The organism is Frankia sp. CcI49 (assembly GCF_001983215.1).
GTDB classification, from domain to species: domain Bacteria; phylum Actinomycetota; class Actinomycetes; order Frankiales; family Frankiaceae; genus Parafrankia; species Parafrankia irregularis.
Genome location: NZ_MOWP01000023.1, coordinates 42,756 through 68,895, shown reverse-complemented (window position 1 = coordinate 68,895; position 26,140 = coordinate 42,756). Strand labels below are relative to the sequence as shown.

Genomic DNA, 26,140 nt, shown 5'->3' with positions numbered 1-26,140 from the left:
CCATTCCCGCCGCCGGGGCCTGGCCGCGGCCGGGGGCCTGATCAGGCGCCGGCGCGGGCCACCAGGTCGAGGGCCACGTCGACGATCATGTCCTCCTGGCCGCCGACCATCCCGCGCCGGCCGACCTCGGCGAGGATCGTGCGGGTGTCCAGGCCGTAGCGGGTGGCTGCGGCCTCGGCGTGGCGCAGGAACGAGGAGTACACCCCGGCGTAGCCGAGGGTGAGGGTCTCCCGGTCGACCCGCACCGGGCGGTCCTGCAACGGGCGGACCACGTCGTCCGCGGCGTCCATCAGACCGAACAGCTCGCAGCCGTGCTTCCAGCCCATCAGGTCGGCGACCGCGATGAACGCCTCCAGCGGGCAGTTGCCGGCACCGGCGCCCTGGCCGGCGAGCGAGGCGTCCACCCGGGTGGCGCCGTTCTCGACGGCGACGACGGTGTTCGCCACGCCCAGCCCCAGGTTGTGGTGGGCGTGGATGCCGGTCTCGGTCGCCGGGTCGAGCACGTCGGCGTAGGCGCGGAAGCGGTCCCGTACGTCGTCCATGGTGAGCCGGCCGCCGGAGTCGGTGACGTAGACGCAGTGCGCCCCGTAGGACTCCATCAGCTTCGCCTGCCGCGCCAGTTCGGCGGGGGCGGCCAGATGGCTCATCATCAGGAAGCCGGCGACGTCCATGCCCAGGTCACGGGCGGCGCTGATGTGCTGGGCGGAGATGTCGGCCTCGGTGCAGTGGGTGGCCACCCGCACCGACCGGATGCCCAGTGCGTGCGCCTGGCGCAGGTCGCGCACGGTGCCGATCCCGGGCAGCAGCAGGGTGGTCGGGATCGCGTCGGTGACGCTGGCCGCGACCGCCTCGATCCACTCCCAGTCGGTGTGCGCGCCGATGCCGTAGTTGATGCTCGATCCGGCGAGCCCGTCGCCGTGCGCCACCTCGATCGCGCGGACACCGGAGGCGTCCAGCGCGGCGGCGATCGTCCGCGCGGTCTGAACGCTGTAGCGATGGCGAACGGCGTGCATGCCATCACGTAGGGTGACGTCCTGAACGTACAGTTCGGGGACGAACGGCGCGGCGGGGTGTTCCGGCGACGTGTCCGGGGCGGTGGACGTCCCCGCGGACGTCCCCGCGGAAAGGGTGGTCATCGGGCGGTCGCTCCTTCCCGCCGGGCGAGGGTCCGCGCCAGGCGCTCCCCGGCGCGCAGCGCGGCCGAGGTCATGATGTCGAGGTTGCCGGCATAGGCGGGCAGGTAGTGCGCGGCCCCGGTGACCTCCAGGAACACCGTGACCTTGGCGGGTTCGGACCCGTCCGGCGCGAGCTGGCGCAGCGGGTCGTCCGCCGACACCTGCTCGATCTGCACCTGCTGCTTGAGCCGGTAGCCCGGGACGTACTCCCGCACCCGGTCGACCATCCGGGTCACCGAGGCGACGACGGCGTCCTGGGTGGCCTGGTCACCGGTGCCGATCAGGCAGTACACGGTGTCGCGCATGACCAGCGGCGGCTCGGCCGGGTTCAGCACGATGATGGCCTTGCCGCGGGCGGCACCGCCGACCTTCTCGATGGCGCTGGCCGTGGTCTCGGTGAACTCGTCGATGTTCGCCCGGGTGCCCGGCCCGGCCGACTTCGACGCGATGGACGCGACGATCTCGGCGTAGGCCACCGGGGTGACGGCGCCCACGGCCGCGACGATCGGGATCGTCGCCTGCCCGCCGCAGGTCACCATGTTGATGTTGGGGGCGTCCAGGTGGGCGTCCAGGTTGACCGGGGGCACCACGTACGGCCCGATCGCTGCCGGGGTCAGGTCGATGACCCGGCGGCCGCGGGCACGCAGCAGCTCGTCGTTGCGGGCGTGCGCGCCGGCGGACGTGGCGTCGAAGACGATCTCGATGTCGTCGAACTCCGGCATCCGCAGCAGCCCGTCGATGCCCTCGTGGGTGGTCGCGACCCTGAGCCGGCGGGCGCGGGCCAGCCCGTCGGATTCGGCGTCGATGCCGACCATCGCGGCGATCTCCAGAACCTCGGAGGTGCGGAGGATCTTGATCATCAGGTCGGTGCCGATGTTCCCCGAGCCGATGACGGCGACCTTCGTCTTTCCGGTTCCGCTGGTGGCGGTGGCCAAGGCAGTCCTTCCGGTGGGAAGAGGCGCGGGAGCGCGGACGCGGCCCACACCCGGGTTGATCGGTGAGATGGCGCGGGCACCGGGCACGGACATCAGACACGGGCATCAGGCACGGGCATCAGGCGCCGGCAGCGGGCATCAGGCTCCGGATGCCGCGGTCAGGCCGCGAAGGCGACCCGGACCGAGCCGAGGCCGCTGATCGTGGTCTCGAAGGCGGACCCGGGGGTGACGGGAACCATCGGGCCGAGGGCGCCGGTGAGCACGATGTCGCCGGCCCGCAGCGGGATGCCCATCGTGTGCAGGGCGTCCGCGAGCCAGACCGCGGCGTTCAGCGGACCGCCGAGGCAGTCGGCCCCGCAGCCCCGGGACGCCTCCTCGTCCCCTGCGCGCAGCGTCATCGTGACCTCACGCAGGTCGACGTCGGCGAGCCGGACCGGCCGGCCGCCCAGGACGAACAGCGCGCTGGACGCGTTGTCCGCGACGGTGTCGACGATGGTGATGTCCCAGCCGGTGATCCTGCTGTCGACGATCTCCAGCGCGGGCAGCGCGTAGTCGCAGGCACCGATGAGGTCGGCGACGGTGTACGGCCCGGCGGGCAGATCTCGGCCCAGGACGAGTGCGACCTCGGCCTCGACCTTCGGCTGCAGCAGCCGCCCGGCCGGCACCTCGCCACCGTCGGGCACCGCCATGTCCGCCAGCAGCGCACCGAAGTCGGGCTGGTTCACGCCGAGCTGGCGCTGCACCGCGGGCGACGTGAGGCCGATCTTGCGGCCGACCAGGCGACGGCCGGCGGCCAGCGCGGCGTCGACGTTGTGCTGCGCGACGGCGTAGGCGGTGGCGATGTCGCCGGCGGGCAGCAGCGAGCGCACCGGAGGACACGGCTGCCTGCTGCGCTCGGCCTCGGCGAGGAGCGCGGCGACGCGTGTCACCGCGCTGTCGGCCGCGTCCGCGGTGTCGGCGGTGTCGGCGCGCTTCGGGGCGGTGTCGCCCCAGGTGGCGGCGGTGGCAGCCGCGGCGGCGATGGTGCCGTTCGAGCCGGTCATTGGTTCTCCTCACGCGTCGGTGCGGTGCCTCCGGTATAGACGTCCGTTGTGATCGTCAGCAACACTGGATTCCGTGACACGGAACAGCGCTGACGGTGGCATGCTGCAGAAGGCCATGTGGATCCTGGAGGCCTTCCGCCCGAGCGGAGGACCGTTCCGTCTGGCGGAACTCGTTGAGCGCTCGGGGCTGACGAAGACAACGGTGCACCGGCTCAGTGCGGAGCTGGTCGAGATCGGTCTGCTCGAACGGGTCGCCGCGGGCTATCGGCTCGGCCCCAAGCTCTTCGAGCTCGGCGCGATCGTCCCGCCGCGCCGGGATCTGCGGGACGCCGCCCGCCCCTTCATGCAGGATCTCTTCGAAGCCACCCGGGAGACCGTGCACCTCGCGGCGCGGGACGGCCTCGACGCGGTCTACGTGGAGAAGATCCACGGCCGGGATCGCCGTGAGATGCCCTCACAGGTCGGCGGTGCGCTGCCGCTGACCTGCACCGGAGTCGGCAAGGCCCTGCTGGCGTTCGGCGGCGAGGAGCTGCTGGCCGAGGTGCTCTCCCGGCCGCTGCGGGTGCTGACCCCCAGCTCCCTGCGCGACCCGGACCGGCTGCGGATCGAGATCGAGCAGGTGCAGATCGCCGGGATCGCCTACGAGCAGCAGGAGTCCATGCCGGGCCTGAGCTGCGTCGCCGTCCCGGTGCTGGTCGACGGTGCGGCGGTCGCGGCACTCTCGGTCTCGGTTCCCGTCGCGAGGTTCCGCCCGTCCCGGCTGGCACCCGCGCTGCGCGCCGCCAGCTTCGGCGTCGCCCGGGCACTGGCGTCCTGAAATCATCGACACGCTGCTCGGCCTGGCCGCATGCCTGCCTGATCGGCCTGTACCCGAGGTCATGAGAGTGGGAGGAGGATGCGTTGATGCGCACGGTGACCGTTGAGGCGGCGACCGGTGGCCGGCCCGACGGGCCGAATCGGCTGGCCGGAACGACCGGGGCCGGTGGGCCGGAGCTGCGGGCCGCGCTGCGCCGCGCCGGCGTCGGCGATCTCGACGACAGCTCGCTGACCAGGTCGCTGTACTCGTCCGACGCGTCCCTCTACCGGGTCGAGCCGCGGGTCGTCGTCCACCCGCGCGACGCCGGCGAGGTACTGGCCGTTCTCGACGTCGCCCGCGGCCTGTCCGTCCCGGTGACCTCCCGCGGGGCGGGCACGTCGCTGGCCGGCAACGCCGTGGGCAGCGGCATCATCCTCGACTTCTACCGGCATATGAACCGGCTGCTCGACGTCGACCCGGAGGCTGGCATCGCGACCGTCGAGCCGGGCATCGTGCAGGCGGCGCTGCAGCGGGCGGTGATCCCGGCCGGTTGGCGGTTCGGCCCGGACCCGTCGACGCACAACCGGTGCACGATCGGCGGGATGATCGGCAACAACGCCTGCGGCTCCCGGGCGCTGGGCTACGGCCGGACCGCGGACAACGTGCTGGGCCTCGACTTCCTCACCGGTGCTGGGGAGCGCTTCACCTGCGGCGGCCTCGCGACCCCGGGCATGACCGCGACCTTGGGTGCGCCGGGTGCGCCGGGTGCGCCGGGTGCGTCGGCCTTGCCGGGTGCGCCTGGTTCATCCGGTGTGTCGGGCGAGCCGCGGCTCGTCGGCGAACTGCGCGAGCTCATCGGCGAGTCGCTCGCCGTGGTGCGCACCGAGCTGGGCCGGTTCGGCCGGCAGGTGTCCGGCTACTCGCTGGAGCACCTGCTGCCGGAACGGCACTTCGACCTCGCCCGTGCCCTGGTGGGCAGCGAGGGCACGCTCGGGATCGTGCTCGCGGCGCAGCTGCGGCTGGTCCGCGACCCGGCGCACCGCATCCTGGTGGCGCTGGGCTACCCGGACATGCCGACCGCCGCCGACGCCGTGCCGGCCATCCTCCCGTTCGGGCCGGTGGCCTGCGAGGGGCTGGACGTCAGCATCGTCGACGTGGTCCGCCGCGGCCGCGGGGCGTCGAGCGTCCCGCCGCTGCCGCGCGGTGACGGCTGGCTGTTCGTCGAGCTGGCGGGCGACGATCCCGGCGCGCTGGGGGAGACGGCTCGTGCGCTGGCCGCCGAGGCCGGCGCGCTGGAACATCGGATGATCACCGACGCCGCGCAGATGGCCCGGCTCTGGCGTATCCGGGAGGACGGGTCCGGCCTGGTGGCCCGGACCGCCGACGGAACGCCCGCGCACGCCGGGTGGGAGGACGCCGCGGTCCCGCCGGAGCGCCTCGGCGGCTACCTGCGCGAGTTCCGCGCGCTGCTCACCGACCACGGGCTGACCGGGGTGCCCTACGGCCACTTCGGTGACGGCTGCGTGCACATCCGCATCGACTTCCCGTTCGACCGGTCCGACGGCCGGGCCCGGTTCCGCGAGTTCCTCTTCGCCGCGGCCCGGCTGGCCGCGACGCACGGCGGCTCGATGTCCGGCGAGCACGGCGACGGCCGGGCCCGCGGCGAGCTGCTGCCGCTCATGTACTCGCCGGCGGCGATCGAGCTGTTCGGCCGGGTCAAGGCGCTGTTCGACCCGGACAACCTGCTCAACCCCGGGGTCATCGTCGATCCGGCACCGGTCGACGCCGACATCCGCGTCGCCGCCGCCAAACCGCGCCGTCACGGGCTCGCGCTCACCTACCACGACGACCGCGGCGACCTGTCCATGGCCGTGCACCGCTGCACCGGGGTGGGCCGCTGCATCGCCGGGCCCGCCGGAGCCGGCAACGTCATGTGCCCGTCCTACCTCGCCACCCGGGAGGAGAAGGACTCCACCCGGGGGCGCGCCCGTGTGCTGCAGGACGCGGTGGCCGGGAACCTCGGGCCGGCGGGGCTGGCCGCGCCGGAGGTGCACGAGGCACTCGACCTCTGCCTGTCCTGCAAGGGCTGCGCCTCCGACTGCCCGACCGGCGTCGACATGGCCTCCTACAAGGCGGAGGCGCTGTACCAGAAGTACCGCCACCGGCTTCGGCCCCGCGCGCACTACCTGCTCGGCTGGCTGCCGCGCTGGCTGCGGCTGGCGGCTGCGGTGCCGGGCGCGGCAGGCGTGCTGAACACGGTGGCGGGCTGGGGCTGGGCACGCCCGCTGGTTGCCTGGCTGGTCGGCGTCGACCGGCGCCGCGAGCTGCCGCGGCTGGCGACACGCACCTTCCGGTCGTCCGTCCGGTCGTCCGTCCGGCGAACCCCGCCGGCTCCGCCAGCCCGAACGGATGCCGGCGAAGCCGGCCGGCTGGGCGAGGTCGTGCTCTTCGTGGACACGTTCTCCAACCACTTCAGCCCACCAGCCGCGCACGCCGCCGTCGAGGTGCTGGAACGCGCCGGCTGGGCGGTGCGGCTGCCGGAGCGGCAGGTCTGCTGCGGTCTCACCTGGTTCTCAACCGGGCAGCTGCCCGGTGCGCGCCGGCAGATGGCGCGCACCGTCGCCGAGCTGCTGCCGCATGTCCGCGCCGGCCGGCTGGTCGTCGGCGTCGAGCCGAGCTGCACGGCGGCGCTGCGGACGGACGCCGTCGAGCTGCTGGCCACGCCCGAGGCACGGGAGGTGGCGGACGCCGTCCGCACCCTGGCCGAGCTGCTGGAGTCGACGCCGGACTACCGGCCACCGTCGCTCGCGTCGATGGGACCGCTGATCGCGCAGCCACACTGCCACCACCACGCGGTCCTGGGCTGGTCGCCCGACGCACGGCTGCTGGCCGACGCCGGGGCCGACGTCCAGCAGCTGGGCGGCTGCTGCGGCCTGGCGGGCAACTTCGGGGTCGAGCGTGGGCACCACGACATCTCGGTGCAGGTGGCCGAGCAGCAGCTGCTGCCGGCTGTCCGCGCGAAACCCGAGGCCACGGTCCTGGCGGACGGCTTCTCCTGCCGGACCCAGCTGGATTCGCTGACCGGGCGTCATGGTGTGCACCTGGCCGAGCTGCTGGTCGCTGCGCTGCGGGCCGACGACGGGACCGGGCCGGCCTGACCTCCTGATGTATCCGCCGGCACGAGACGCCCTTGATGCTGTTGACCAGCTTCGACAGGCGACCTTCGACAGGCGACCTTCGGCGGGCGGGGCACCACCGGCAGGCGGACGTGGTCACGTTCGCCGTTGAACCCAACCAGCTCCACATCGAAGTCGACACGGAGCGCCCGCATGATTTCTTTCAGGCAGGTCAGGCGCTGGTCGTCGAGCACCCGTTGCCGGTACCTGGTGACGAAGGCCAGGTGGGTGTGGCGCTAGACGCGGTGTGCCAGTGCGAATATCAGGATCAGAGGCTGGGGATCACGGGTGGGTCGTGCTCGTGCGGCTCGGGTACAGCTTCCGTCTGTACCCGAGTGCCGGTCAGTGGGCCGCGTTGGCGAAGGTGCTCGGGTGCGCGCGGGTGCCGTGCCCTTCAGAGCGGAGAGGATGTCGATACCGCCCGATCAAGGCCGGTTCATCATCGCTGGCTTTGCCGTGACGATCGCGCTGCCGACCACACAGCGGATCACATCGAAATTCAGGGCAATGGATTCCCGCGTCGCGAGAACAATGTTTCCGGAGAAGAATGATTCCGGAAACATTGCGACGACAATTATCCGGCCTGCGGGCTGCTGTGTGGCCCGGCCGGCCGGAGAAGAAGCCGGCCGGCCGGGCTACACGTAGCGTTCGAGGATGCTCGACTCGGCAAGCCTGGACAGGCCCTCGCGGACGGCCCGGGCCCTCGCCTCGCCGACGCCCTCCACCGCCTGCAGGTCGTCCACCCCGGCGGCCAGCAGCTTCTGCAGGGTTCCGAAGTGGTCGACGAGCCGGTCGACCACCATCCGGGGCAGCCGCGGCACCTTGGCCAGCATCCGGTAGCCACGGGGGCTGATCTGGCGGTCGAGGATGTCCGCTCCGCCGGAGAAGCCGATCACCCGGGCGATGACGGTGAGGTCCAGCAGGTCGGTCGGGGACATGGCCGACAGCTCCGCCAGGACCTGCGCCGCCGTGCCCGCACGTGAGCCGACCGGCAGGTAGTCGCGGACGGTCAGCTCACGTTCCGTCTCGACGCCGGCCATCAGCTCCTCGAGCTGCAACGACAGCAGCCGGCCGTCGGTACCGAGCTCGACGACGTAGCTTTCGATCTCGTCGGCGATCCGGCGCACCATCTCCAGCCGCTGGCTCACCGAGATGGCGTCGCGGACGGTGACGAGATCCTCGATCTCCAGTGCCGAGAGGGTGCCTGCCACCTCATCGAGTCGCAGTTTGTAACGCTCAAGTGTGGCCAGCGCCTGGTTGGCGCGGGAGAGGATCGCCGCCGCCCCGTCGAGCACATAGCGGCGGCCCACCACATAGAGGGCGATGATGTGCATCGACTGGCTGACGGAGATCACCGGGAGGCCGGTCTGCTTGGCGACCCGCTCCGCGGTGCGGTGCCGGGTGCCGGACTCCTCGGTGGGGACCGTCGGATCGGGAACCAGGTGCACCGCGGCCCGCACGATGYGGGTGAGATCGGACGAGAGCACGATCGCGCCGTCCATCTTCGCCAGCTCGCGCAGGCGGGTGGCGGAGAACACCACGTCCAACTCGAACCCGCCGGTGCACAGGCCCTCCACGACCTTGTCGTGGCCGAGCACGATCAGTGCTCCGGTATGACCACGCAGGATGCGCTCAAGACCATCACGGAACGGAGTTCCGGGCGCGACCGCAGCGAGTGTCGCCCGGAAGATGTCATCCCCGGGTGCTCCTGCCATCAGGCTCCCTCGTTGTTCTTCGACGTCCTGACCGTCGAACGCCCCCGTCGTGTCGTGCTCGTCACCAGCGATGGTATCGGTAGGCCTCGTGTGGATGAGCGCAGCCACGGCGCCATCTCACCATATCCGGCAATTGCAAATCATGTTCATTCGTCGTACATGTGAGCAATGGCCGCGATAAGGTCCGGCACTTCCTGCACGGACAACCCGTCCGGCGGATCACCGCAACCGGCCGGGACGAGCGCGCGCCGGAAGCCCAGCCTGGCCGCCGCGGCCAGGCGCTGACGGACCGCGCCCACCGCCCGGACCTCGCCCGCCAGCCCCACCTCGCCGATCGCGACCAGATCGCCCGGCAACGGACGGTCCCGCGCCGCGCTCACGGTGGCCAGCGCGACCGCCAGGTCCGCGGCGGGCTCCGCGAGCCGGACACCTCCGACAGTCGCGGTGTAGACGTCCGCACGCCCGAACCGGACCCGCGCCCGCCGCTCCACCACGGCGAGGATCATCGCCACCCGCGCCGCGTCCAGCCCGGAGACCGCGCGCCGCGGGACCTGTGCCGACGCCTCGGCGACCAGCGCCTGCACCTCGGCGACCAGCGGCCGGCGGCCCTCCACGGTCACGGTGACGCAGGTGCCGGGCACGGAGGTCGGCCCCGCACCGCCCGAGCGGGACAGGAACAGCCCGCTGGGATCGGCGACCTCACGGATGCCGGAGTCATGCATTTCGAAGCAGCCGACCTCGTCCGCGGGGCCGTACCGGTTCTTGCCCGCGCGCACGAGACGGAGCGTGGAGTGCCGCTCGCCCTCGAAGTGCAGGACGACATCCACCAGGTGCTCCAGCAGCCGCGGACCGGCGACAGCGCCCTCCTTGGTGACATGGCCGACGAGCACGGTCGCCAGCCCCAGGGCCTTCGCGGTGCGGATCAGGGCCCCGGTGACCTCACGCACCTGGGTCACCCCGCCGGCGGAGCCGTCGAAGCTCGCCGACGAGATCGTCTGGACCGAGTCGACGACGAGCAGGGCGGGCTGGACCTCCTCGACGTGCGTCAGCACCGCACCGAGATCGGTCTCCGCGGCCAGCCAAAGATCCGAATGCAGCGCGCCGGTGCGGCCGGCCCGCAGCCGGACCTGGGCGGCGGACTCCTCACCGGTGATGACCAGTGCACGGGACCCCGCCGCGGCACTGCGCGCGGCGACCTCCAGCAGCAGGGTGGACTTGCCCACGCCAGGCTCGCCGGCGAGCAGGATCACCGCGCCGGGGACGAGCCCGCCACCCAGCACCCGGTCGAGCTCGCCGATGCCGGTGGGGCGCCTGCGGGCAGCCGTCACGTCGACGGCCGTGACGGGCGTGGCCGGGGCTGTCACCGGCGCGGCCGCGCCCAGCCGGGTCGAACCGCCCAGCCCGCCCATCGGCGCACCGGGCTTTCGCGGGGCGGGCGCCTGTGCCTCCAGCGTGCCCCAGGCCTGGCAACGCGGGCAGCGGCCGGMCCACCGGACCGCCTCGGCCTCRCACGCGGAACAGCGGAAGCCCCCGGCGGGATTGCGGGAGCTCGTGCCGTTCCGGGACGATGCCCGCCCGAGACCACCAGCCGGGCGCCCCGTGGGACCAACAGAGGACATGACGGTCACGGTAGCCGCCAGGTCCGACAGCCCGAGTCGGACGGCCGTCGGACAGCCCCTGCGCTGCCCTTTCGCTCCGCCGCCCTACCGCCCTACCTCAGCACCTGAAGGGCCAAGGGCGAAGATCGGAGGATCTCCGTCGTTCCGGCGACCACAATCCTCAGGTCTTGCCCATCAGCAACGCCGGCGACGGCGCCAACTCGAAGCCGTGGTCCGAAGAGTGGAGGATTCTGGTCGTACCAGCGACCGAAATCCTCCACTCTTGCGCGGAAGCAACGCAGGGCACCGTTCCGACAGCCCGGTTCGAACTGACCCCGGGCCGGGTTGGACGGATCAGTAGATCAGGGGGTCGGAGTCGCCTCGGTGCTCGCCGGTGCGGAGGCCGCGGCGGACGTGGCCCCGGTGGCGGGCAGCTCGGTCGAGGTCGCCCCGGCGGACGCCGTCGCCGCGGTGGTCTGCCCGGCGGTGGCCTGCGTGGCAGGCGCGGTCGCCGCGGCCGAGGCGCCGGGGGCCGGCTTCTCGACCGGAACATCGAGCGTGACGCTGCCCGACTTGGCGAACGTGAACGTCACCGGGATCTCGTCGCCGACCACCAGATCCTCGGTGAGGCCGGTCAGCGTCGGCGCGGACCCGTTGGCGATGTAGATGTTGCCGCCGCCGGGTCGAATGATCGACGGGGACGGTGCGGTACCGCCACTCGCGGACGGAGAGGACACATTGATGAGGCTGTCGTCCTCGGCGCCTCCGTTGAACACCGCGGAGATGATCTGCGCGCTGTCGCCCTTGTCCGCGGGGCCTGCCACGTACACGTTCCGCAGGGTGACGGAGCCGACGGCCCCGCTCACCGAGTTGGTCGTGGTGCGGGCGGCGTTGGTGAGTGCGTCCGTCCCGGAGGCGCACCCACTGAGGGCGGACGCGGCGATGGCTGCCGCGGCGAGAGATGACGTGACGATGGCCCGTCGACGCGCACGGCTGCGGAGACCAACGGTTACGTCGGCCCCGGCCGTGGTGTGCAGCGGACCACTGGTGTCGGTGGCTTCGGCGGGCGACGTCCCCTCGAAGGTGGACATCGCGGAACGAGCACCCAGACGGCGGCTCACGGCTCGGTGGCTCCTCCTGCGCAGGGACCGGCGCGCCTTGCGCGTCGGTGCCGAACGGTCGTGACCGGTCAGGTGGCCGTTGCGGGGATTCGCAGCGGCCGGTGCGCGCCGGTGTGGCCGCGGACACATCCGACCAGCGGAAAGTCCATGGCACACCGGAAGCGCACCCGTGCCACCCGCGAGACCCAGGCCGGGCCGCGGGTGCGGGGCTAACACTAGCCACCTCGGCCCGCTATGTGCGGCCCCAGCGTGTTGGGCGCGACTTCACGGACCTATCGGACGGCTTACGGCGGGCCCGAACGGCCCGTGCCGGACCGGCGTAGGCCCGGACCGGCCGACGCCGAGCGGTGTGAGCCGTCGGGAACCCGCGGCTGTGGCCCGGATGACTGCTGTCCAGCTGCTGTCCGCCCGGCCCGCGGGTGGAGCTGACCAGCCCGCGGGCTGACCTGGCCGGCGGGTGGAACTGGCGGAAGGGCTGCCGGCCGTGGGGGGTGGGCGATCGAGAGCATTTCGTTTCCGGCCCGTCCGGTGCAAGCCGATGCGGATGTCGTGGTCCGGCGGCCGCATGATCTGGCTCGCTTCGCCGGGCCAAGGTGGGACGTCGGACGGGGGTGCTCAGGCGGGCCTGGCACTCGAGGGGGAGGCCGGCCGGCCCCCGCCGGTCCGGTTGGAAAAGGCAGCAATGCCCAGGGATTGCAGGCCCTTGGTCACCCCACGGCGAGGGCCGCCGGCGTCCGCGATCAACGCTGTCGTCGCGCCTTCTGTGGTCCGTCGTGTACCCCGCTGGCCGGTGCCGGAGAGTGCTGGGAGGCCGCGGCTGCGGGGCCGGACCTTCGTGCCCTGCTGGGCCGGTGCGACGCCGGCCGGGCGGTCCATGACGCTTCCCGGAGGTACGCGGTGGACGGAGCCCGCGGAGCGGGCGGGCCGGGCGATCCATGGTCGACACGCCCGGCGGCGTGGGCGGCTCGCGCGGGGCCGACGGCGGGTCGAGCGCGACCGTTCGGCAGCCGGCGGTAGTGTCRCGACGCCCTTGATACCAACAACCGGACAACTTCCGCCGCATCACCATCTGTTTCGCTCGGCTGGACACCTCGCCCGCTTGATAGGCCCCGACCTGCGCGGATCCGGTCGGCCTGCGCGCCGGCCCGGTCGCGTGCAGTACCTGTCCGTCTCGGAGGGTGGCCGGAACACGACGATCGCGCTGTTCCCCGCCCTCGCCTGCAGCGCGCGTCTGACCTGCGGCGATGCGTGCGTGTTACGCTGGTAGAGGCGGAAGGGGCACGTGACACATGGCGTTCCAAGTCGGCGAGACCGTTGTTTACCCGCATCATGGTGCTGCTCTGATTGATGCGATTGAAACGCGCGTCATCAAGGGTGAAGAGAAACTTTATCTCGTCCTGAAGGTTGCCCAGGGCGACCTCACTGTCCGTGTTCCAGCCGACAATGTCGGCATGGTCGGCGTGCGTGATGTCGTCGGTCAGGACGGCTTGGAGCGTGTGTTCGAGGTGCTGCGCGCCCCGCACACCGAGGAGCCGACCAACTGGTCGCGGCGCTACAAGGCGAACCTGGAGAAGCTTGCCTCGGGTGACGTCAACAAGGTCGCTGAGGTTGTCCGTGACCTCTGGCGGCGTGATCGCGAGCGTGGTCTTTCCGCGGGTGAGAAGCGCATGTTGAGCAAGGCTCGGCAGATTCTTGTCAGCGAACTGGCGCTCGCCGAGGGCACCAATGAGGACAAGGCCGAAGCCATGCTCGACGAGGTTCTCGCCGGTTGATACCGGCCACCTCCGGCATGTGCGGTCGGTAACACCCGGGTGGGTATTGCGCACCGTTCGGTGTGAGCACAAGGCTTGATGTTTCCGACCGAATCCTGGATGCGGCGGATATCCATACCTGTGGGAGTGCCCCCGAAAGGGGGCCTCTCACCCGCCCGGGACCGCCGGGCGGCGATATATCCATGGACGCCGCGGAGGCCTTAGTTGGTGAACTCTCGGGTAGGGGCGGTCGTGCCGGCAGCGGGCCGGGGCGAGCGCCTCGGTGGCGGCACGCCCAAGGCGTTGCGGCCGCTTGCTGGTCGCCCGATGCTGCTGCGGGCAGTGGAGACACTGCTGTCGTCCACGCTCGTCTCCCAGGTCGTCGTCGCGGCGCCGCCCACCCTCGTTGACGTGGTGGGGCAGCTCCTCGGTTCCGGGGTGCGGGTCGTGCCAGGCGGCGCGGAGCGAGTGGACTCCGTCCGGGTCGCGCTGGACGCGCTGGACGACGACATCGGCGTCGTGCTCGTGCACGACGCGGCGCGCCCGCTGACCCCGGCCAAGCTGGTGGACGCGGTCGCGACGACGGTCCTCGATGGTCATCCCGCTGTGATCCCCGTGTTGCCGGTGACGGACACGATCAAGGAGATCGACGCGGACGGCCGAGTCGTGCGCACCCCGCGCCGGGACGGCCTGCGTGCGGTGCAGACCCCACAGGGCTTCCGGCGCGACATCCTGCGGGCCGCCTACGCGAACCGGGACCTCCCCGTCACGGACGACGCGGGCCTGGTCGAAGCTCTGGGTGTGCCGGTGACGACGATTCCCGGCGCCGAGGAGGCGTTCAAGGTGACCCGGCCGGCTGATCTGGTCCTGGCGGAGGCGCTGCTGGCGCACTCCCTGCCCCGTGACGGGCACCGGTGACCGCGCCGGCACTGCCCCGGGTGGGCACGGGCGTGGACGTCCACCCCTTCGAGCAGGGCCGCGACTGCTGGGTCGCCTGTCTGCTCTGGCCCGGTGAGACGGGTCTCGCCGGGCACTCCGACGGCGACGTGGCCGCGCACGCGGCGTGTGACGCGCTGCTCAGCGCGTCGGGCATCGGGGATCTCGGCGCGGTCTTCGGGACCGGACGTCCCGAGTGGTCCGGCGCGTCCGGCGCGGCGCTGCTCGGCGAGACGGCGCGCCTGCTCGCCGAGGGCGGCTGGCAGATCGGCAACGTTGCCGTCCAGGTGGTCGGCAACCGGCCCCGGATGGCTGCGCGGCGTCTCGAGGCGCAGGAGGCGATGGCGGCGGCCCTGGGCGCACCGGTGAACCTCTCTGCGACGACGACAGACGGCCTGGGCCTGACCGGTCGGGGTGAAGGGCTGGCCGCGGTCGCCACGGCGCTGGTGGCCCGGCTCTGACGGTCCCGGGTGGCCGACGCTCCCGGGGTGGCTGATTCCGCCGGCGGGTCCGGTTCCGGCCCTTTCCCGGGGGCGCCTCACCGTGGGCACCCGTTTTGTCGCATACTCGGGCATGCCTGACCCGCATCAGACGTAGGTTGGTGCCAGCGGGATGAGAGGGTGTGCCCGGTGAGCGAGTCCCGGAGGAGTGTGATGGCGGCGCGTCTTCCCGAGGCGGTCAGGGCTCTCGCGGATGCTCCGACGTACGTGACGTTGGCGACCATCCGGCCGGACGGGTCGCCTCGTCTGACCGTGCTCTGGATCGCTCGCGATGGCGACGACCTGCTGCTCTCGACGGTGCGCGGCCGGGCGAAGGAACGCGACATCGCCCGGGACCCACGGGTCGGGCTGATGTTCCTCGACCAGCAGGACCCGTACAGCTATGTGGAGATCCGCGGTGTCGCGACGCTCTCCGAGCAGGGCGGCAAGGAGCTCATCGATCTCCTGTCGGTCAAGTACAACGGCTCTCCGTACGGCTGGGACGGGCCGGACGAGGTCAGGCTGGTGATCCGCGTCGCCGCGGAGCGCGTTCTCACCACCGGCTGAGCCCGGGCGGGTCGCGGGATGGCGGCGCCGGATGGGTGGGGCCGCAGCCGTTTCGAGGGCCTCCCTTCGGCGTGGCGATGGCCGAGGCCGTTACCCTTGACAGATGGGTCTTCGCCTCTATGACACGCGCACCCGGCGCGTGCGGCCGTTCGTGCCGCTGCGCCCCGGTCATGTGGGTGTGTACGTGTGTGGGCCCACTGTCCAGTCACCGCCGCATGTGGGCCACATCCGCACCGGGCTGGCCTTCGACCTGCTGCGCCGCTGGCTGACGCAGAGCGGGCTGTCGGTGACCTTCGTCCAGAACGTCACCGACATCGACGACAAGATCATCATCAACGCCGATCGGGCGGGGACGACGGTCTGGGAGCTCGCTACCCGTCAGACCAGAGCCTTCGACGAGGCGTACCGGGCGGTGGGCGTGCTGCCACCGACGATCTCTCCGCTCGCGACCGGGCACATCCCGGAGATGCTGGAGATGATCTCCGTGCTGGTGGAGCGCGGGTTCGCCTACCCCGGCGCCGGATCGGTGTGGTTCCGGGTCGGCGCGTTCGCGGACTACGGCGCGCTCTCGCACCAGCGCCCCGCCTCGATGCATCCATCCCCGGAGGCCGAACCGGGCAAGGCCGACCCGCGCGACTTCGCGCTGTGGAAGGCCGTCAAGCCCGGGGAGCCGTCCTGGTCCTCGCCGTGGGGCCCGGGGCGCCCTGGCTGGCACCTGGAGTGCTCGGCGATGGCGGGCAAGTACCTCGGTGGGGTCTTCGACATCCACGGTGGCGGGCTGGACCTGGTCTTCCCGCATCACGAGAACGAGCGGGCCCAGACGGTGTGCGCGGCCGGCGGGCCGGCCGGCGGCGAGATGGCCAACTACTGGATGCACWTCGGCCTGCTCACCACCGGCGGGACGAAGATGTCCAAGTCGTTGGGTAACTCCTTCTTCGTGACGGACGCGCTCGCCACGGTTCGCCCGCAGGTGCTGCGCTATCACCTGCTCTCCGCGCACTACCGCTCGTCGCTGGAGTACAGCCCGCAGACGCTCGACGAGTCCGGCGCGGCGCACGACCGGGTCGAGACCTTCGTACGCAACGCTCTGGACATCCTGGGCGGGCCGGCGGAGGCCGCGGCGCTGGCAGGCACCGAGGCGGGCCAGGCGGGGTCGGCGGGCCCGGGCACCGTGGCCGGTACCGCGGCAGAGGGCGACCTCACGCCGGAGCTGGTCTGGTCGGAGTTCGCCGCGGCGATGGACGACGATCTCGCCGTCGGCCGGGCGTTGGCCGCACTGTTCGGGGCGGTCAGCCGAGGCAACCAGGTGCTCTCCAAGGCCCACAGCCGGGAGCTGGCCGGCTGGGTCGACGTGACCCGTCGGATGCTCACCGTGCTGGGCCTGGACCCGGTGGAGCAGTGGCCCACGGCCGGCGCCGAGCTGCGCCCGGCGCTCGACAGCGTCATGGGCATCCTGCTCGATCTGCGCTCGTCGGCCAGGGCTCGGCGGGACTACACGGAGGCGGACTCCATCCGCTCCCGCCTCGCCGCGTCCGGCGTCGTCATCGAGGACACCCCGGAAGGCCAGCGCTGGCACCTCTCCTGAGGCGGCCGGCACTGACCTCACTGGAAACAACGCAGCTCACTGGGACAACGCAGCTCACTGGAAACAACGCGGCTCACTGAAAACGACGAAGTGCACTGAAGCGATGAAGTGCACTGAAACGACGAGCCGGCACCCGGATGGATCCGGGTGCCGGCTCGGTCATACCGGGCACAGATCACTGTGCCCGAACATCCACCGCTCTCACTGTGCCCGAACGGTGATCCTCGTCCACGCGCCCACGTAGACACGGTCGCCGTCGCGCAGCGGAATCGCGCGACCGGGCTCGATCGGGTCAGGCTCGTCGTTGAGACGCGTCCCGTTCGTCGAGCCGGGGTCCCGCACCGCGTAGGTGCCGTCGGGCATCCGCTCCAGGGTCGCGTGCGCGCGGGAGATGCCCGGGTCCTCGGGCGCGCCCGAGAGGTCGATCTCCGGGTTGATCCCCCGCGACTCGCTGCGCCGGCCGATCAGCATCTGCTGCTCGGTCAGTGGGAAGACCCTCCGCGGGTAGAACTGGGGGAACGGCACGCGATGGTCGTCGCCGCTGTCGTAGTACTCGCGCTCCGCCTCGATGACGGCTTCCCACGCTCCGCTCGGCGGGGCGTCGTCCCAGTCATGCCCGCGGCTGCCGGGACGCCGGTCGTCCGCCAGGCGTGGGTCGCCCATCCTGTCGTCGCGGTGCTGCTCGCCGAACCGTGGGTCGGGCATCCGCGGGTCGGTGCCGTGGCGGCCCTCCGCGCCGCGCCGCGACCCGGTCTGCCGGGACGTGGCACCCGCGTCGTCGAGCGCTGACGGGCCGGCCTGCCCAGGCAGCTGACCGGTGCTGAAGTCGAGCCCGCAGGTCTCGCAGAAGCGCGCGGCCGGGTCATTGAGCGAACGGCAGTTCGGGCAGGGCGCGTAGCGGTCCGCGGCCCGGTTCCGGCCACCCGGGCCACCCGGGCCACCCGGAACCGGTGTGGCGCCACCGCCCGGCCCGCCCAGCGGATCCGAGTCGTAGCCGCCTCCGGGCCCGCCGAACGAGCCGTCGCGGTAGCCCCGTCGGCCGTCGGTGTCCGGTGCCGGCCGACCCGGGTCACCCGCGCCGTATCCGCCCCGGGCCTCGGGGCCGCCGTAGCCGCCGCGGCTCTCCTGCGCGCCGTAGCCGCGGTCGTCGCGCCCACGGGCGAACGCGGGCTCGGGCTGCTCACCACGGCCAGCCGCGTAGCCGCGCTCCTCGCGCCCGTAGCCGGGCGGCGTGCGGTCGTCACGGCCGCCGAAACCGCCCTGGTCGTCACGGCCAGCGAAACCGCCCTGGTCGTCACGGCCGCCGAAGCCGGCGCCGCGATCGTCGCGCTGGTACGGATCGTGCCGTTCCTCGCGTGGCCGCTCGCCGCGGCCGTCGGGCCGAGCGCGGTCGTCGGGCGCGTTCCCGTACCCGTCACGGGCGTACGGGTCCACCGGATAGCCCCGTGCGGACCGTGGCTCCTCGGCGTAGCCCTCGCGGCCGTAACCGCCGTACGGGTCGCCGCCGCGGCCCTGGCCGCGCGGCGGATCCGCGACACCGGCCGCGTCGCTCGGGGTACGACGGATTCCGAGCGGGTCGTAGCCCGCCTGGGCTCCGCCATTGGCCTGGGGGCCTGAGGGGTCCCGTTCCGGTGCCCGCCGTGCATACGGATCCGCGGAACGCCCGGCAGGCGCGCCGGCCGGATAGGCGGCCCCGCGGCCGCCCTCCTCCTGACGGAAACCATAACGATCCTGACCACCCACGATCCGAAGCCCGCACTGATCGCAGTAGTCGGGATCGTGGGACAGGTGCCCCTCCGGGCAGCGTGCGCTCACCTGATCACCTGTTCACCCGGACAGTCCTGGCCGACATCGACGAGTCGCGGACCATCATCTCGTCCATCTTCTCGACGTATTTCTTCAGACGAACCGTACCTGTTGTTGGAATGTCGATGTGAACCACCTCCCGTAGGAGGCAGCGGGTTGCGTCGTTGCCCCGGGCGAGCGCGCGCCGAAACACACGCCCACCTGCTGGTCTGGCAGCGATGTCGCTCCGGTCGGTGACCGGCGGCCCCGACGCGGGCAGCATTGTCAACCCGTCACCCTGGCCGCGACCACGGTGATGTTGTCGTGGCCGCCCTGGTCGATCGCGAAGTCGACGAGGTGGCGCGCGACGTCCAGCGCGGCGGCGTCGGGATCGAGATGGTTCACCAGTGAGGCGAGGACGTCCGGGCGGGACGAGTAGTTCCACAGGCCGTCGCTGCAGACGACCACAGTGGCCGGCGTCTCGATCGGGAAGGCGGCGGTGTGCGGGGTCACGTCCTCGGCATCGCCACCCAGCCAGCGCGTCAGGGTGTGTGCGCGCCGGTGGGTCTCCGCCTCCGAGGCGGGGATCAGCCCGGCCCGCGCGGCCTCGGCCGCCCAGGTGTCGTCCGCGGTGAGCCGCTCACACCAGCGGGGACCCAGGAGGTAGACGCGGCTGTCGCCGACCCACCCGACGGTGACCATCCCCGGGCCGTCCGCCGAGGGCTGGGTGATGATCGCGGCGGCGAAGGTGCAGGACGGGGCCATCCGGCCCTCGGCCGCACTGAGCTGGGCGATGGTGGCCTGGGCGGCCTCCACCGCGGTGTGCAGGGCGGCGTCGGCCTCGTCCGGGCCGAAGCCGCCGGAGATCCGCCGTGGCGCGGTTCGCGGCTCGTCGAACTCGGAGTACTCCTCCAGCACGTCGAGAACCTCGCTCGCGGCGCTTTTCGACGGTTCCTTGTAGGGGACCGCCTCGCCGGGCCCGTGGGCGCGCACAGCGTCCGCGAGGATGGCTGTGGCGGTGGCCGCCGCGGCCGCCGAGGCCTCGCCGGAGCCGGGAGTCGTCGAGACGCCGTCGCACACGACGGCGATCAGAGTGCCGTGGACGATGGCGACGCCCATCGCGTCCTCGTTCGTCGTGTGCCGGACCCCCCGGTCGCAGACGCCGGCCAGCGGCCCCAGGTCGATCTCGCGGTGGTCCTCGTCGCCGCCGCTGACCGGCGCTCCGGTGAACGCGAAGCCGCACGCCTCGCAGTACCGTGCGTCGGTGTAGTTGGGCGCGGCACACACCGGGCAACGCATGATCTCGTCGTCGCCGGACTCGTCGCTCGGGGTGCCGTGCTGCGCCAGCAGCATCGTCGCGGCGTCGGAGTCCGCCGGGTAGCCGTCCTCGGTGAATCCGCCGCCGGAGTACCCGGGGCCGGGATAGGCCCCGGCCGGATACGACGACGACTCATACGCGCGCTCGGAGTATTCTCCGTGATACTCGCTGTCACGATAGGTGCCGGGTTCCGGGGTGTAGCCAGCGCCTGGATACGCATCGCCCGGGTAGTTGTTCTCCGGGCCCGGGTACGAGTTCTCCGGGTAGCCGCCGCCCTCCCCGTAGGAGTTCTCGGAATAGTGTGCGGCCCTGAAACGGCCGGCTGAGTAGCCTTCCGCAGCCGGATCGTCCGGGTGGTACTCCGCCGAGCCATAGCCCTCGGCGTAACCCGCGGTGGGTGCCTCGTCGCCGTGATAACCGCCGGCGTGGCCGGCCTCTTCCGGATACCCGTCGCCAGGATGGTGGCCGCCCGGACGAGCCGGAGGGTAGCCGTGCCCGGGGTAGCTGTGCCCGCTGCGGGAGTTGAGGTCCATGGTCAGGCCACCGGCCGCTGCAGCGGCCCGCCAGTGACAGCGAGTCTGGGCGGTGTGCGCGGAGCCGTGTGGCGCGGAGCCATGTGGTTAGTGCCTCCTGCCCGTCCTGTGGGGACCGGATATATCACGTCGACCTGCTCAAATCCAAGGACGCCGAGATGAATAGTGGCATGATCCGTCAGATGCGTCGACGCCGGTGATCGCGGTGCCCGCCTGGGTGTCAACGTCCGGCCGTCCTGCGTGGATTGTGGGGAGTCCTGTCCGCAGTACGCCCGCCATCCGTGTGCGCTCCGCAAGCGCCGCCACCTCCTGGGCCTTTTGGCTGGTGGGAGGGCTCTTCGGGGCCCTCGGCCAGGCCCGCGGGGCGCGCCGGCGCCCAGCTGGCGCCGGCACCTGCCGCGACCTCGCCGAGCGCCGAGGCCATGTGCGCGGCACCGGTGAACCGGCTCCCCGGGTCGGCGGCGGTGGCACGAAGGAGGAACCGGTGCAGCGGTGCGTGCCGAGCCAGCACCTGGTCGACCTCCTGCGTCGGAAGGGTGTATCGATATGTTGACGTTCGGTGCGGAAAATCGAGTGCCGCGGCGGCCAACAGCCTGCCGAGAGCGTAGAGGTCCGAGCCCACCGACGGGGGGCTCATGGCAAGCTCGGGGGCGTCGAATCCCGCCGTCACGTGGAACGCGCCGAGGTGGCGGCCGGCCGGGCGCAGCGACTGGAGATCGACCAGCGTGACCTCCTCGTCGTTCCAGACCACGTTGCCGGGCGCCAGGTCGCAGAAGAGATAGCCACGCTCGTGGACGTACCGCAGCGCGGACAGCAGGCGCATCGCCCCGGCGATCGCAGCCGGCACGGGCAGCGGCGCACTCGCGACGGCTCCGGCCTCCCGCCGGGAGCGGAGCAGCTGCGACAGCGACGGGCCGGCCACGAACCCCATCACCGCGAAATCCGTGCCGCCGTGGCAGACCTCGCCCAGCATCGGGACGATCGCCGGATGCCGCAGCGGTGGGTCGGGCGGCAGGCGCCGCGGCACACGACAGGCTCCGTGCCGGCCATCCGGGCGTGACCGCGCGCGCCGAAGGCTCTTCAGCACCACCTGCCGCCCCGCACGGCGGGTGCCGTCGGTGACGCCGGTGTGGCTGGTTTCCGGTGCGGCGGCGTCACCGGCGCGTTCGCCGGCCTCACCCAGGTCGACGGCCAGAAACACCCAGCCAGCCGGCCCGGGGCCGCCCGCGGCGAGGCAGTCGACGACGCGGTAGCCGCCGACGACGTCCCCGGCCTGCAGCGGCGGTGAGAAGGAATAAGGCGTCCGGCATCGTGGGCAGAACCCGCTGGCCCGCGACCGCGGGCCGAAGCTCGCCCGACCGGCGACGCGACCGACGGGGCCGGCGCACACCGGGCAGCGGGCGCCAGCCGCGCCGCGCACCGGGGCTGGGCCGGGGCCCGCCCAGGAGAAGCCGCCCACCTGCCCTCCAGACACGTGCCCGCCCATCCCACTGAGGATAGGTAGCAAGTCGCGGATTCGCGGAGCCTCTCGGTGAACTCGTGGGGTCCACCTGTGCATCGAGTGGTCTGGGACCACTCGATCGGGCCGGACGTACCGCGCAACCGGTTTCGCCGACGTCCGACAGCCGTCCGACAGCTGTCAGACAGTCGAAGTCTTTCCCGACGCCCATGTCGATTTCGACGCGGGTGTCGCCGTGGGCAGTGCTGGTCGATGTGGGCATTGGTGATGGTGTCCGCCGCGTGGCGTGACACGGCCGGATACCGTTGGGGTACGGCTGTGTCGCGGCTGGCACCAGGCAGCGCCCGGCACGACCAGATGATCAGTTGGCTCGCGGGGCGGGTCGACGGCCCGAACACGCGAGTTACGAGGTGGTCTGTGATGGCCGGTGGCCAGAGCCGGGGTGGCGGCGGAGTCGCCCGTGGCGGGCAGGGAGGCCGGGCCGCGAAGTCAGGTTCCCACCGCAAGGGTGCGGCGATCGGTAGCGGCGGGCAGCGCCGCAAAGGGCTGCAGGGCAAGGGGGCGACACCACCGGCCGAGCAGCGGACCGGTCATCCGGCGCAGCGCCGTGCCGCCGCCGCCGCTGCGGCCGCCCGGGGCGGAGCAAGGCGTCCGAGTGCGCAGGGCCAGGCGGGGTCGTCGGCCGGCTCCGGCGCCGCCGCCGGCGGGAGCGGCGGTACCGGCGCACACAGCGCGCGGCGCGGCGAGACCGACGAGTTCGTGGTCGGCCGCAACGCGGTGGTCGAGGCGCTGCGGGCAGGGGTGCCGGCGAGCTCCCTGCTGATCGCCGGCGGCCTCGAGTTCGACGAGCGTCTCGCCGACGCCCGCCGCCTCGCCGGCCGTGCCGGGCTCACCGTGGTCGACGTCGGGCGGGTCGAGCTCGACCGGCTCTGCCCGAACGCACCACACCAGGGGCTCGCGCTCTCCGTCCCGCCGTTCGAGTACGCCCATCCGGACGATGTGCTCGCCGCCACCCAGGCCGCGGCGCCCGGTCTGGTCGTCGCGCTCGACGGCGTCACCGACCCGCGCAACCTCGGTGCCGTCGTCCGTTCGGCGGCGGCGTTCGGCGCGAACGGTGTCGTCGTTCCTGAGCGGCGCGCGGCGGGTATGACCGCGGCGGCATGGAAGACGTCCGCGGGCGCGGCGGCGAGGCTGCCCGTCGCCCGAGCAGTGAACCTGACCCGTACCCTGCGCTCGTTCGCCGAGGCCGGCCTGTTCATCGTCGGCCTGGCGGCAGACGGGGAGGTCGACATCGACGATCTCCAGGTTGCCGCGGATCCGCTGGTGCTTGTGGTCGGTTCGGAGGGGCGCGGCCTCTCGCGGCTCGTCGGCGAGTGCTGCGACCTGAAGGTCCGGATCCCGATGGCCGGAGCCATGGAGTCGTTGAACGCCGGGGTCGCCACGGGCATCGCGCTCGCTGAGATCGCGCGCCGTCGTCGCCTGGCGGCGCCCGCCTCCTGACCGGCCCGCCTTCTGACCGGCCTGGCTGTAGGCCAGCCAGCGGTAGCCGTCCTGTCAGCGGTACGCCGGCTGCCCGCCGCAGCCCGCGACGGTCGGCTTCCGCCGTGCGCCATGCTGCCGCGGGGCCCCGCCATGCCGTCATGGGCTGCGGGCTGCGGGCTGGCGGCGCACCATCGGAAGGGAACGCCGATGCGCGAGCGCTGCCGGCCGGGAGGTGTACGCCGTGAACGATGTTGTGACCGGCGGGGGGTGGGAGGCGCCAGCAGGCTCCGGACCGCCCGGGAAGCCAGCAGGCTCCGGGCCGCCCGGGAAGGCTGACGACCGAGCATCCGGTGGGCACCCGGCTGTGGAGGGCCCGGAGACGAGGGATCACAACGACGAGATGAGGCGCGTCCTCGACCTGGCGCGTCGTCATCTGCGGACCGATGTCGCCTGGCTGGCCAGGTTCAGCGGCGACCACCAGGTCATCGATCTCGTCGCGGGCGACGGTGACCTGGTCGAGAGCCTGGTCGGGTACCGGGTCGACAAGGAGCAGACCTACTGCGCCCGGGTGCTGGACGGCCGTCTTCCCGCGGTGGTGCCCGACGCGCGAGCGGACAGCCGTACGGCCAACCTGCCGGTCACGCGTGATCTGGGCATCGGGTCCTATGTCGGCACACCTGTCCATCTGGACAACGGCGAGCTCTACGGCATGCTGTGCGCGCTGGGCACCGAGCCGGACCCGAACCTGGGTGAGCGGGACGTCCGTTTCCTGAGCCTGCTGGCCGACGTCCTCACCGACACGGTGTCCGCGATCCATCGCGGCCACGCCGATGACGATCATGTCCGGTCCGTGATCGGGGAGATCATCGATTCCGGTGGGCCGACAATGGTCTTCCAGGCGATGTTCGACCTGCCGACGCATGGGATCGTCGGTGCGGAGGCGCTGGCGCGCTTCCCGCGGTTCCCATCGCCTGACGGCCTGCGGACCGCGCCGGGAAGTGGGTCCAGCGGCGATCCTGGTGGGCGGCGCGCCGACGGCGTCCTGTCGCCGGCCCAGTGGTTCGAGCAGGCGACGTCGGTCGGCCTGGGCATCGATTTGGAGCTGGCCGCGATCCGTGCGGCCCTGGCGGAGCTGCCGCGCTTCCCACGCGGGCTGGCGCTTTCGGTGAACGCGTCGCCCGCGACCATCGCGTCCGGGCGGCTCACCGAGCTGATCGACGGCCCCAGCGCCGACCAGGTGGTCGTCGAGATCGCCGAGCGCGAGGGCAACCACGAGCTGCCGACGACGCTCGACCGCCTGCTGGAGCTGCGTGACCTTGGGACCCGGATCGCGGTGGACAACGTGGGCGTCGCCTATGCGAGCCTGCGGAGAATGGTGCAGTTCCTGCCGGACGTCGTGAAGATGGACCGCTGGCTTTCGATGAATGTCGGTTCCGACGCGGCCCGGCGGGCGCTGGTCGAGGCGCTTGTCCACTTCAGCCGGCAGATCGGTGCGACGCTGGTCGCCGAGGGTATCGAGACCGCGGACGAGCTGCGGGTGCTGTCCGCCGCCGGTGTGGACCAGGGGCAGGGCGAGTTCCTCAGCCCACCCGGACCGCTGCCACTTCCCGCCCATGGCCGCTGCGTGGCCGTGAAACGCAGCCGACTGGCCGCCACGGCGATGACCTGAGGGTGCAGGAAGATGTGGTAGCTCTGGTTTCTGATGGGTCGGGATAATTGTCCCGGTGTGGTCTTCAGGAATTGTGATGGCTCTGCCGGCTTTTGTCATTGCCAGCGGAGGAGGCGCCCCTGCACAGTGTGGGCGTGAATATCTCGCGAATGAGTGGACGGACTTCCCGGGCGGCCCAGGCGGCCCGGGCGGCCCGCGTGGCACCGCCTCGGCCCGGCCGGACCAGTCGGCGCCGCCGCCGGATCCTGCTGGTTCCGGCGCTGATCAGCGGGTGTGCCTGCCTCGCCGCCTGTCTGGAGTCGGCGGGCGGTCGGGCGCCGGACGGTCAGGACGAGGGATGGGAGATCACGGTCTACTACACGGCGGTGGAGAGCTTTCACGAGGGGACGCCGCCGACCGTGGTCCGCGGCTGCCGCCAGCGGGAATGCTCCTTCGGTACCGATCTGCTCGGCACCTTTCCCGCCGGTTTCGTCCAGGCGGTGCACGACGAGGGGACCGGCCGGATCACCAGTGCGCCACTCGCCGGATCCATGCTCAACTGGTCCTACGACACCGGATTCTGGCTGGACGACATTCCAAGCGATACCGCGGGCCGGGCACTGGTGCCGTTCCGAAGTGCCGCCGCCGATTCCTCCGTGCTGCCGGCCGGCACCACGTTCGTGATCGAGGAATGTGGTGTCGAAGAGGACGGATCCGAGATCGACCCGAGTGCGTGCGAGGCGTTGCGGCGGGCTTCCTGGGAGATCCGTGACGAGTTCACACCCGGGCTCGGTGGTGAACGGCATCTGGACCTGTACATCGGCGAGGAGAACATCCCGGACTTCACCGAGAACAGCCCGCTCTATCTGACCGGAATCGGCGCGAGAATCCGTGTCACGGGGCCGCGGCAATCACAGTAGAACAGCAGGAGGCGCCATAGCGATGGCGGTGGCTGGCCGGCGGGCACGGAAGCCCAGGGGAGCTCCCGTGCCCGCCGACGGTCCAGCGGATCAGAGCCGATCAGCGGACCGACTGACC

At 72.1% G+C, this 26,140-nt stretch carries 22 protein-coding genes; 11 read left to right on the top strand and 11 right to left on the bottom strand.

The annotated features are described in order from the left end of the window. Window positions 1-41: 41 nt before the first annotated feature. From dmpG to CcI49_RS20900, 3 genes are all read right to left on the bottom strand, one after another. Window positions 42-1,136 carry a 4-hydroxy-2-oxovalerate aldolase gene (gene dmpG, locus CcI49_RS20910; RefSeq protein ID WP_076828785.1) on the bottom strand — a complete coding sequence of 365 codons (1,095 nt, stop codon included), beginning with the start codon at window positions 1,134-1,136 and terminating at the stop codon, window positions 42-44. Then, the gene (locus tag CcI49_RS20905) at window positions 1,133-2,110 is read right to left on the bottom strand and encodes an acetaldehyde dehydrogenase (acetylating) (protein ID WP_054569052.1); all 978 of its coding nucleotides are present in this window, start codon (window positions 2,108-2,110) and stop codon (window positions 1,133-1,135) included. Before CcI49_RS20905 ends, dmpG begins: the two co-directional genes overlap by 4 nt. 158 nt (window positions 2,111-2,268) lie before the next feature. After that, window positions 2,269-3,153: a fumarylacetoacetate hydrolase family protein gene (locus CcI49_RS20900; RefSeq protein ID WP_241840170.1), complete on the bottom strand. Its 885-nt coding sequence runs from the start codon at window positions 3,151-3,153 to the stop codon at window positions 2,269-2,271. A gap of 100 nt (window positions 3,154-3,253) precedes the next feature. Here CcI49_RS20900 and CcI49_RS20895 point away from each other — a divergent pair, with 100 nt between their 5' ends. Next, window positions 3,254-3,970 carry an IclR family transcriptional regulator gene (locus CcI49_RS20895; RefSeq protein ID WP_054569053.1) on the top strand — a complete coding sequence of 239 codons (717 nt, stop codon included), beginning with the start codon at window positions 3,254-3,256 and terminating at the stop codon, window positions 3,968-3,970. Between the two features lie 86 nt (window positions 3,971-4,056). Then, complete coding sequence (locus CcI49_RS20890; RefSeq protein WP_083749644.1) at window positions 4,057-7,107, top strand: FAD-binding and (Fe-S)-binding domain-containing protein; 3,051 nt, start codon at window positions 4,057-4,059, stop codon at window positions 7,105-7,107. Here the strand turns inward: CcI49_RS20890 and CcI49_RS44500 are convergent. Then, window positions 7,038-7,319, bottom strand: a complete 282-nt coding sequence (locus CcI49_RS44500) for a hypothetical protein (protein WP_076828783.1) — start codon at window positions 7,317-7,319, stop codon at window positions 7,038-7,040. The two genes, CcI49_RS20890 and CcI49_RS44500, sit on opposite strands and share 70 nt — an antisense overlap. 178 nt (window positions 7,320-7,497) lie before the next feature. Between CcI49_RS44500 and CcI49_RS42610 the strand changes: the two genes are divergently transcribed. After that, the gene (locus tag CcI49_RS42610) at window positions 7,498-7,770 is read left to right on the top strand and encodes a hypothetical protein (protein WP_162604159.1); all 273 of its coding nucleotides are present in this window, start codon (window positions 7,498-7,500) and stop codon (window positions 7,768-7,770) included. Here CcI49_RS42610 and disA read toward each other — a convergent pair. The 3 genes from disA to CcI49_RS20865 all read right to left on the bottom strand — a co-directional run bounded on the left by disA (window position 7,761) and on the right by CcI49_RS20865 (window position 11,559). Further along, the gene (gene disA, locus CcI49_RS20875) at window positions 7,761-8,840 is read right to left on the bottom strand and encodes a DNA integrity scanning diadenylate cyclase DisA (protein ID WP_076828840.1); all 1,080 of its coding nucleotides are present in this window, start codon (window positions 8,838-8,840) and stop codon (window positions 7,761-7,763) included. The genes CcI49_RS42610 and disA overlap by 10 nt on opposite strands. A gap of 146 nt (window positions 8,841-8,986) precedes the next feature. After that, window positions 8,987-10,468 carry a DNA repair protein RadA gene (gene radA / locus CcI49_RS20870; RefSeq protein WP_116437459.1) on the bottom strand — a complete coding sequence of 494 codons (1,482 nt, stop codon included), beginning with the start codon at window positions 10,466-10,468 and terminating at the stop codon, window positions 8,987-8,989. 332 nt (window positions 10,469-10,800) lie between these two features. Continuing rightward, on the bottom strand, window positions 10,801-11,559 hold the full coding sequence (locus CcI49_RS20865; protein ID WP_054569054.1) for a hypothetical protein: 759 nt from the start codon (window positions 11,557-11,559) through the stop codon (window positions 10,801-10,803). 1,289 nt (window positions 11,560-12,848) lie between these two features. On the opposite strand from CcI49_RS20865, the gene CcI49_RS20860 reads away from it, so the two are divergent. The 5 genes from CcI49_RS20860 (at window position 12,849) to cysS (ending at window position 16,877) form a co-directional block, all read left to right on the top strand. After that, complete coding sequence (locus tag CcI49_RS20860; protein WP_006545253.1) at window positions 12,849-13,331, top strand: CarD family transcriptional regulator; 483 nt, start codon at window positions 12,849-12,851, stop codon at window positions 13,329-13,331. A gap of 207 nt (window positions 13,332-13,538) precedes the next feature. Further along, window positions 13,539-14,228, top strand: a complete 690-nt coding sequence (ispD, locus tag CcI49_RS20855) for a 2-C-methyl-D-erythritol 4-phosphate cytidylyltransferase (protein WP_054569055.1) — start codon at window positions 13,539-13,541, stop codon at window positions 14,226-14,228. After that, on the top strand, window positions 14,225-14,707 hold the full coding sequence (ispF, locus tag CcI49_RS20850; protein ID WP_054569056.1) for a 2-C-methyl-D-erythritol 2,4-cyclodiphosphate synthase: 483 nt from the start codon (window positions 14,225-14,227) through the stop codon (window positions 14,705-14,707). Before ispD ends, ispF begins: the two co-directional genes overlap by 4 nt. A gap of 192 nt (window positions 14,708-14,899) precedes the next feature. Next, window positions 14,900-15,292, top strand: coding sequence for a PPOX class F420-dependent oxidoreductase (locus CcI49_RS20845; protein WP_006545250.1), 393 nt, complete (start codon window positions 14,900-14,902; stop codon window positions 15,290-15,292). A gap of 103 nt (window positions 15,293-15,395) precedes the next feature. After that, entirely contained in the window at window positions 15,396-16,877 is a 1,482-nt protein-coding gene (gene cysS / locus CcI49_RS20840; RefSeq protein WP_076828779.1) for a cysteine--tRNA ligase, read from the top strand. Between the two features lie 201 nt (window positions 16,878-17,078). Here the strand turns inward: cysS and CcI49_RS20835 are convergent, their stop codons facing one another. From CcI49_RS20835 to CcI49_RS20820, 4 genes are all read right to left on the bottom strand, one after another. Beyond that, the gene (locus CcI49_RS20835) at window positions 17,079-18,692 is read right to left on the bottom strand and encodes an FHA domain-containing protein (protein ID WP_054569058.1); all 1,614 of its coding nucleotides are present in this window, start codon (window positions 18,690-18,692) and stop codon (window positions 17,079-17,081) included. A gap of 4 nt (window positions 18,693-18,696) precedes the next feature. After that, window positions 18,697-18,945: a hypothetical protein gene (locus CcI49_RS20830; protein ID WP_158230793.1), complete on the bottom strand. Its 249-nt coding sequence runs from the start codon at window positions 18,943-18,945 to the stop codon at window positions 18,697-18,699. Between the two features lie 2 nt (window positions 18,946-18,947). Continuing rightward, a complete protein-coding gene (locus CcI49_RS20825; protein ID WP_054569060.1) occupies window positions 18,948-20,513 on the bottom strand; it encodes a PP2C family serine/threonine-protein phosphatase in 1,566 nt (521 codons plus the stop codon). 220 nt (window positions 20,514-20,733) lie between these two features. Then, window positions 20,734-21,987 carry a serine/threonine protein kinase gene (locus tag CcI49_RS20820; RefSeq protein WP_241840169.1) on the bottom strand — a complete coding sequence of 418 codons (1,254 nt, stop codon included), beginning with the start codon at window positions 21,985-21,987 and terminating at the stop codon, window positions 20,734-20,736. A 405-nt stretch (window positions 21,988-22,392) separates the two neighbouring features. Here CcI49_RS20820 and rlmB point away from each other — a divergent pair, with 405 nt between their 5' ends. The 3 genes from rlmB to CcI49_RS20805 all read left to right on the top strand — a co-directional run bounded on the left by rlmB (window position 22,393) and on the right by CcI49_RS20805 (window position 26,022). Next, window positions 22,393-23,472, top strand: a complete 1,080-nt coding sequence (gene rlmB / locus CcI49_RS20815; protein ID WP_076828774.1) for a 23S rRNA (guanosine(2251)-2'-O)-methyltransferase RlmB — start codon at window positions 22,393-22,395, stop codon at window positions 23,470-23,472. Between the two features lie 346 nt (window positions 23,473-23,818). Continuing rightward, window positions 23,819-25,123 (top strand): EAL domain-containing protein, encoded by a 1,305-nt coding sequence (locus CcI49_RS20810; protein ID WP_277872746.1) that lies wholly within the window; start codon window positions 23,819-23,821, stop codon window positions 25,121-25,123. 149 nt (window positions 25,124-25,272) lie between these two features. After that, window positions 25,273-26,022 carry a hypothetical protein gene (locus tag CcI49_RS20805; RefSeq protein WP_241840168.1) on the top strand — a complete coding sequence of 250 codons (750 nt, stop codon included), beginning with the start codon at window positions 25,273-25,275 and terminating at the stop codon, window positions 26,020-26,022. The last annotated feature ends 118 nt before the right edge of the window (window positions 26,023-26,140 follow it).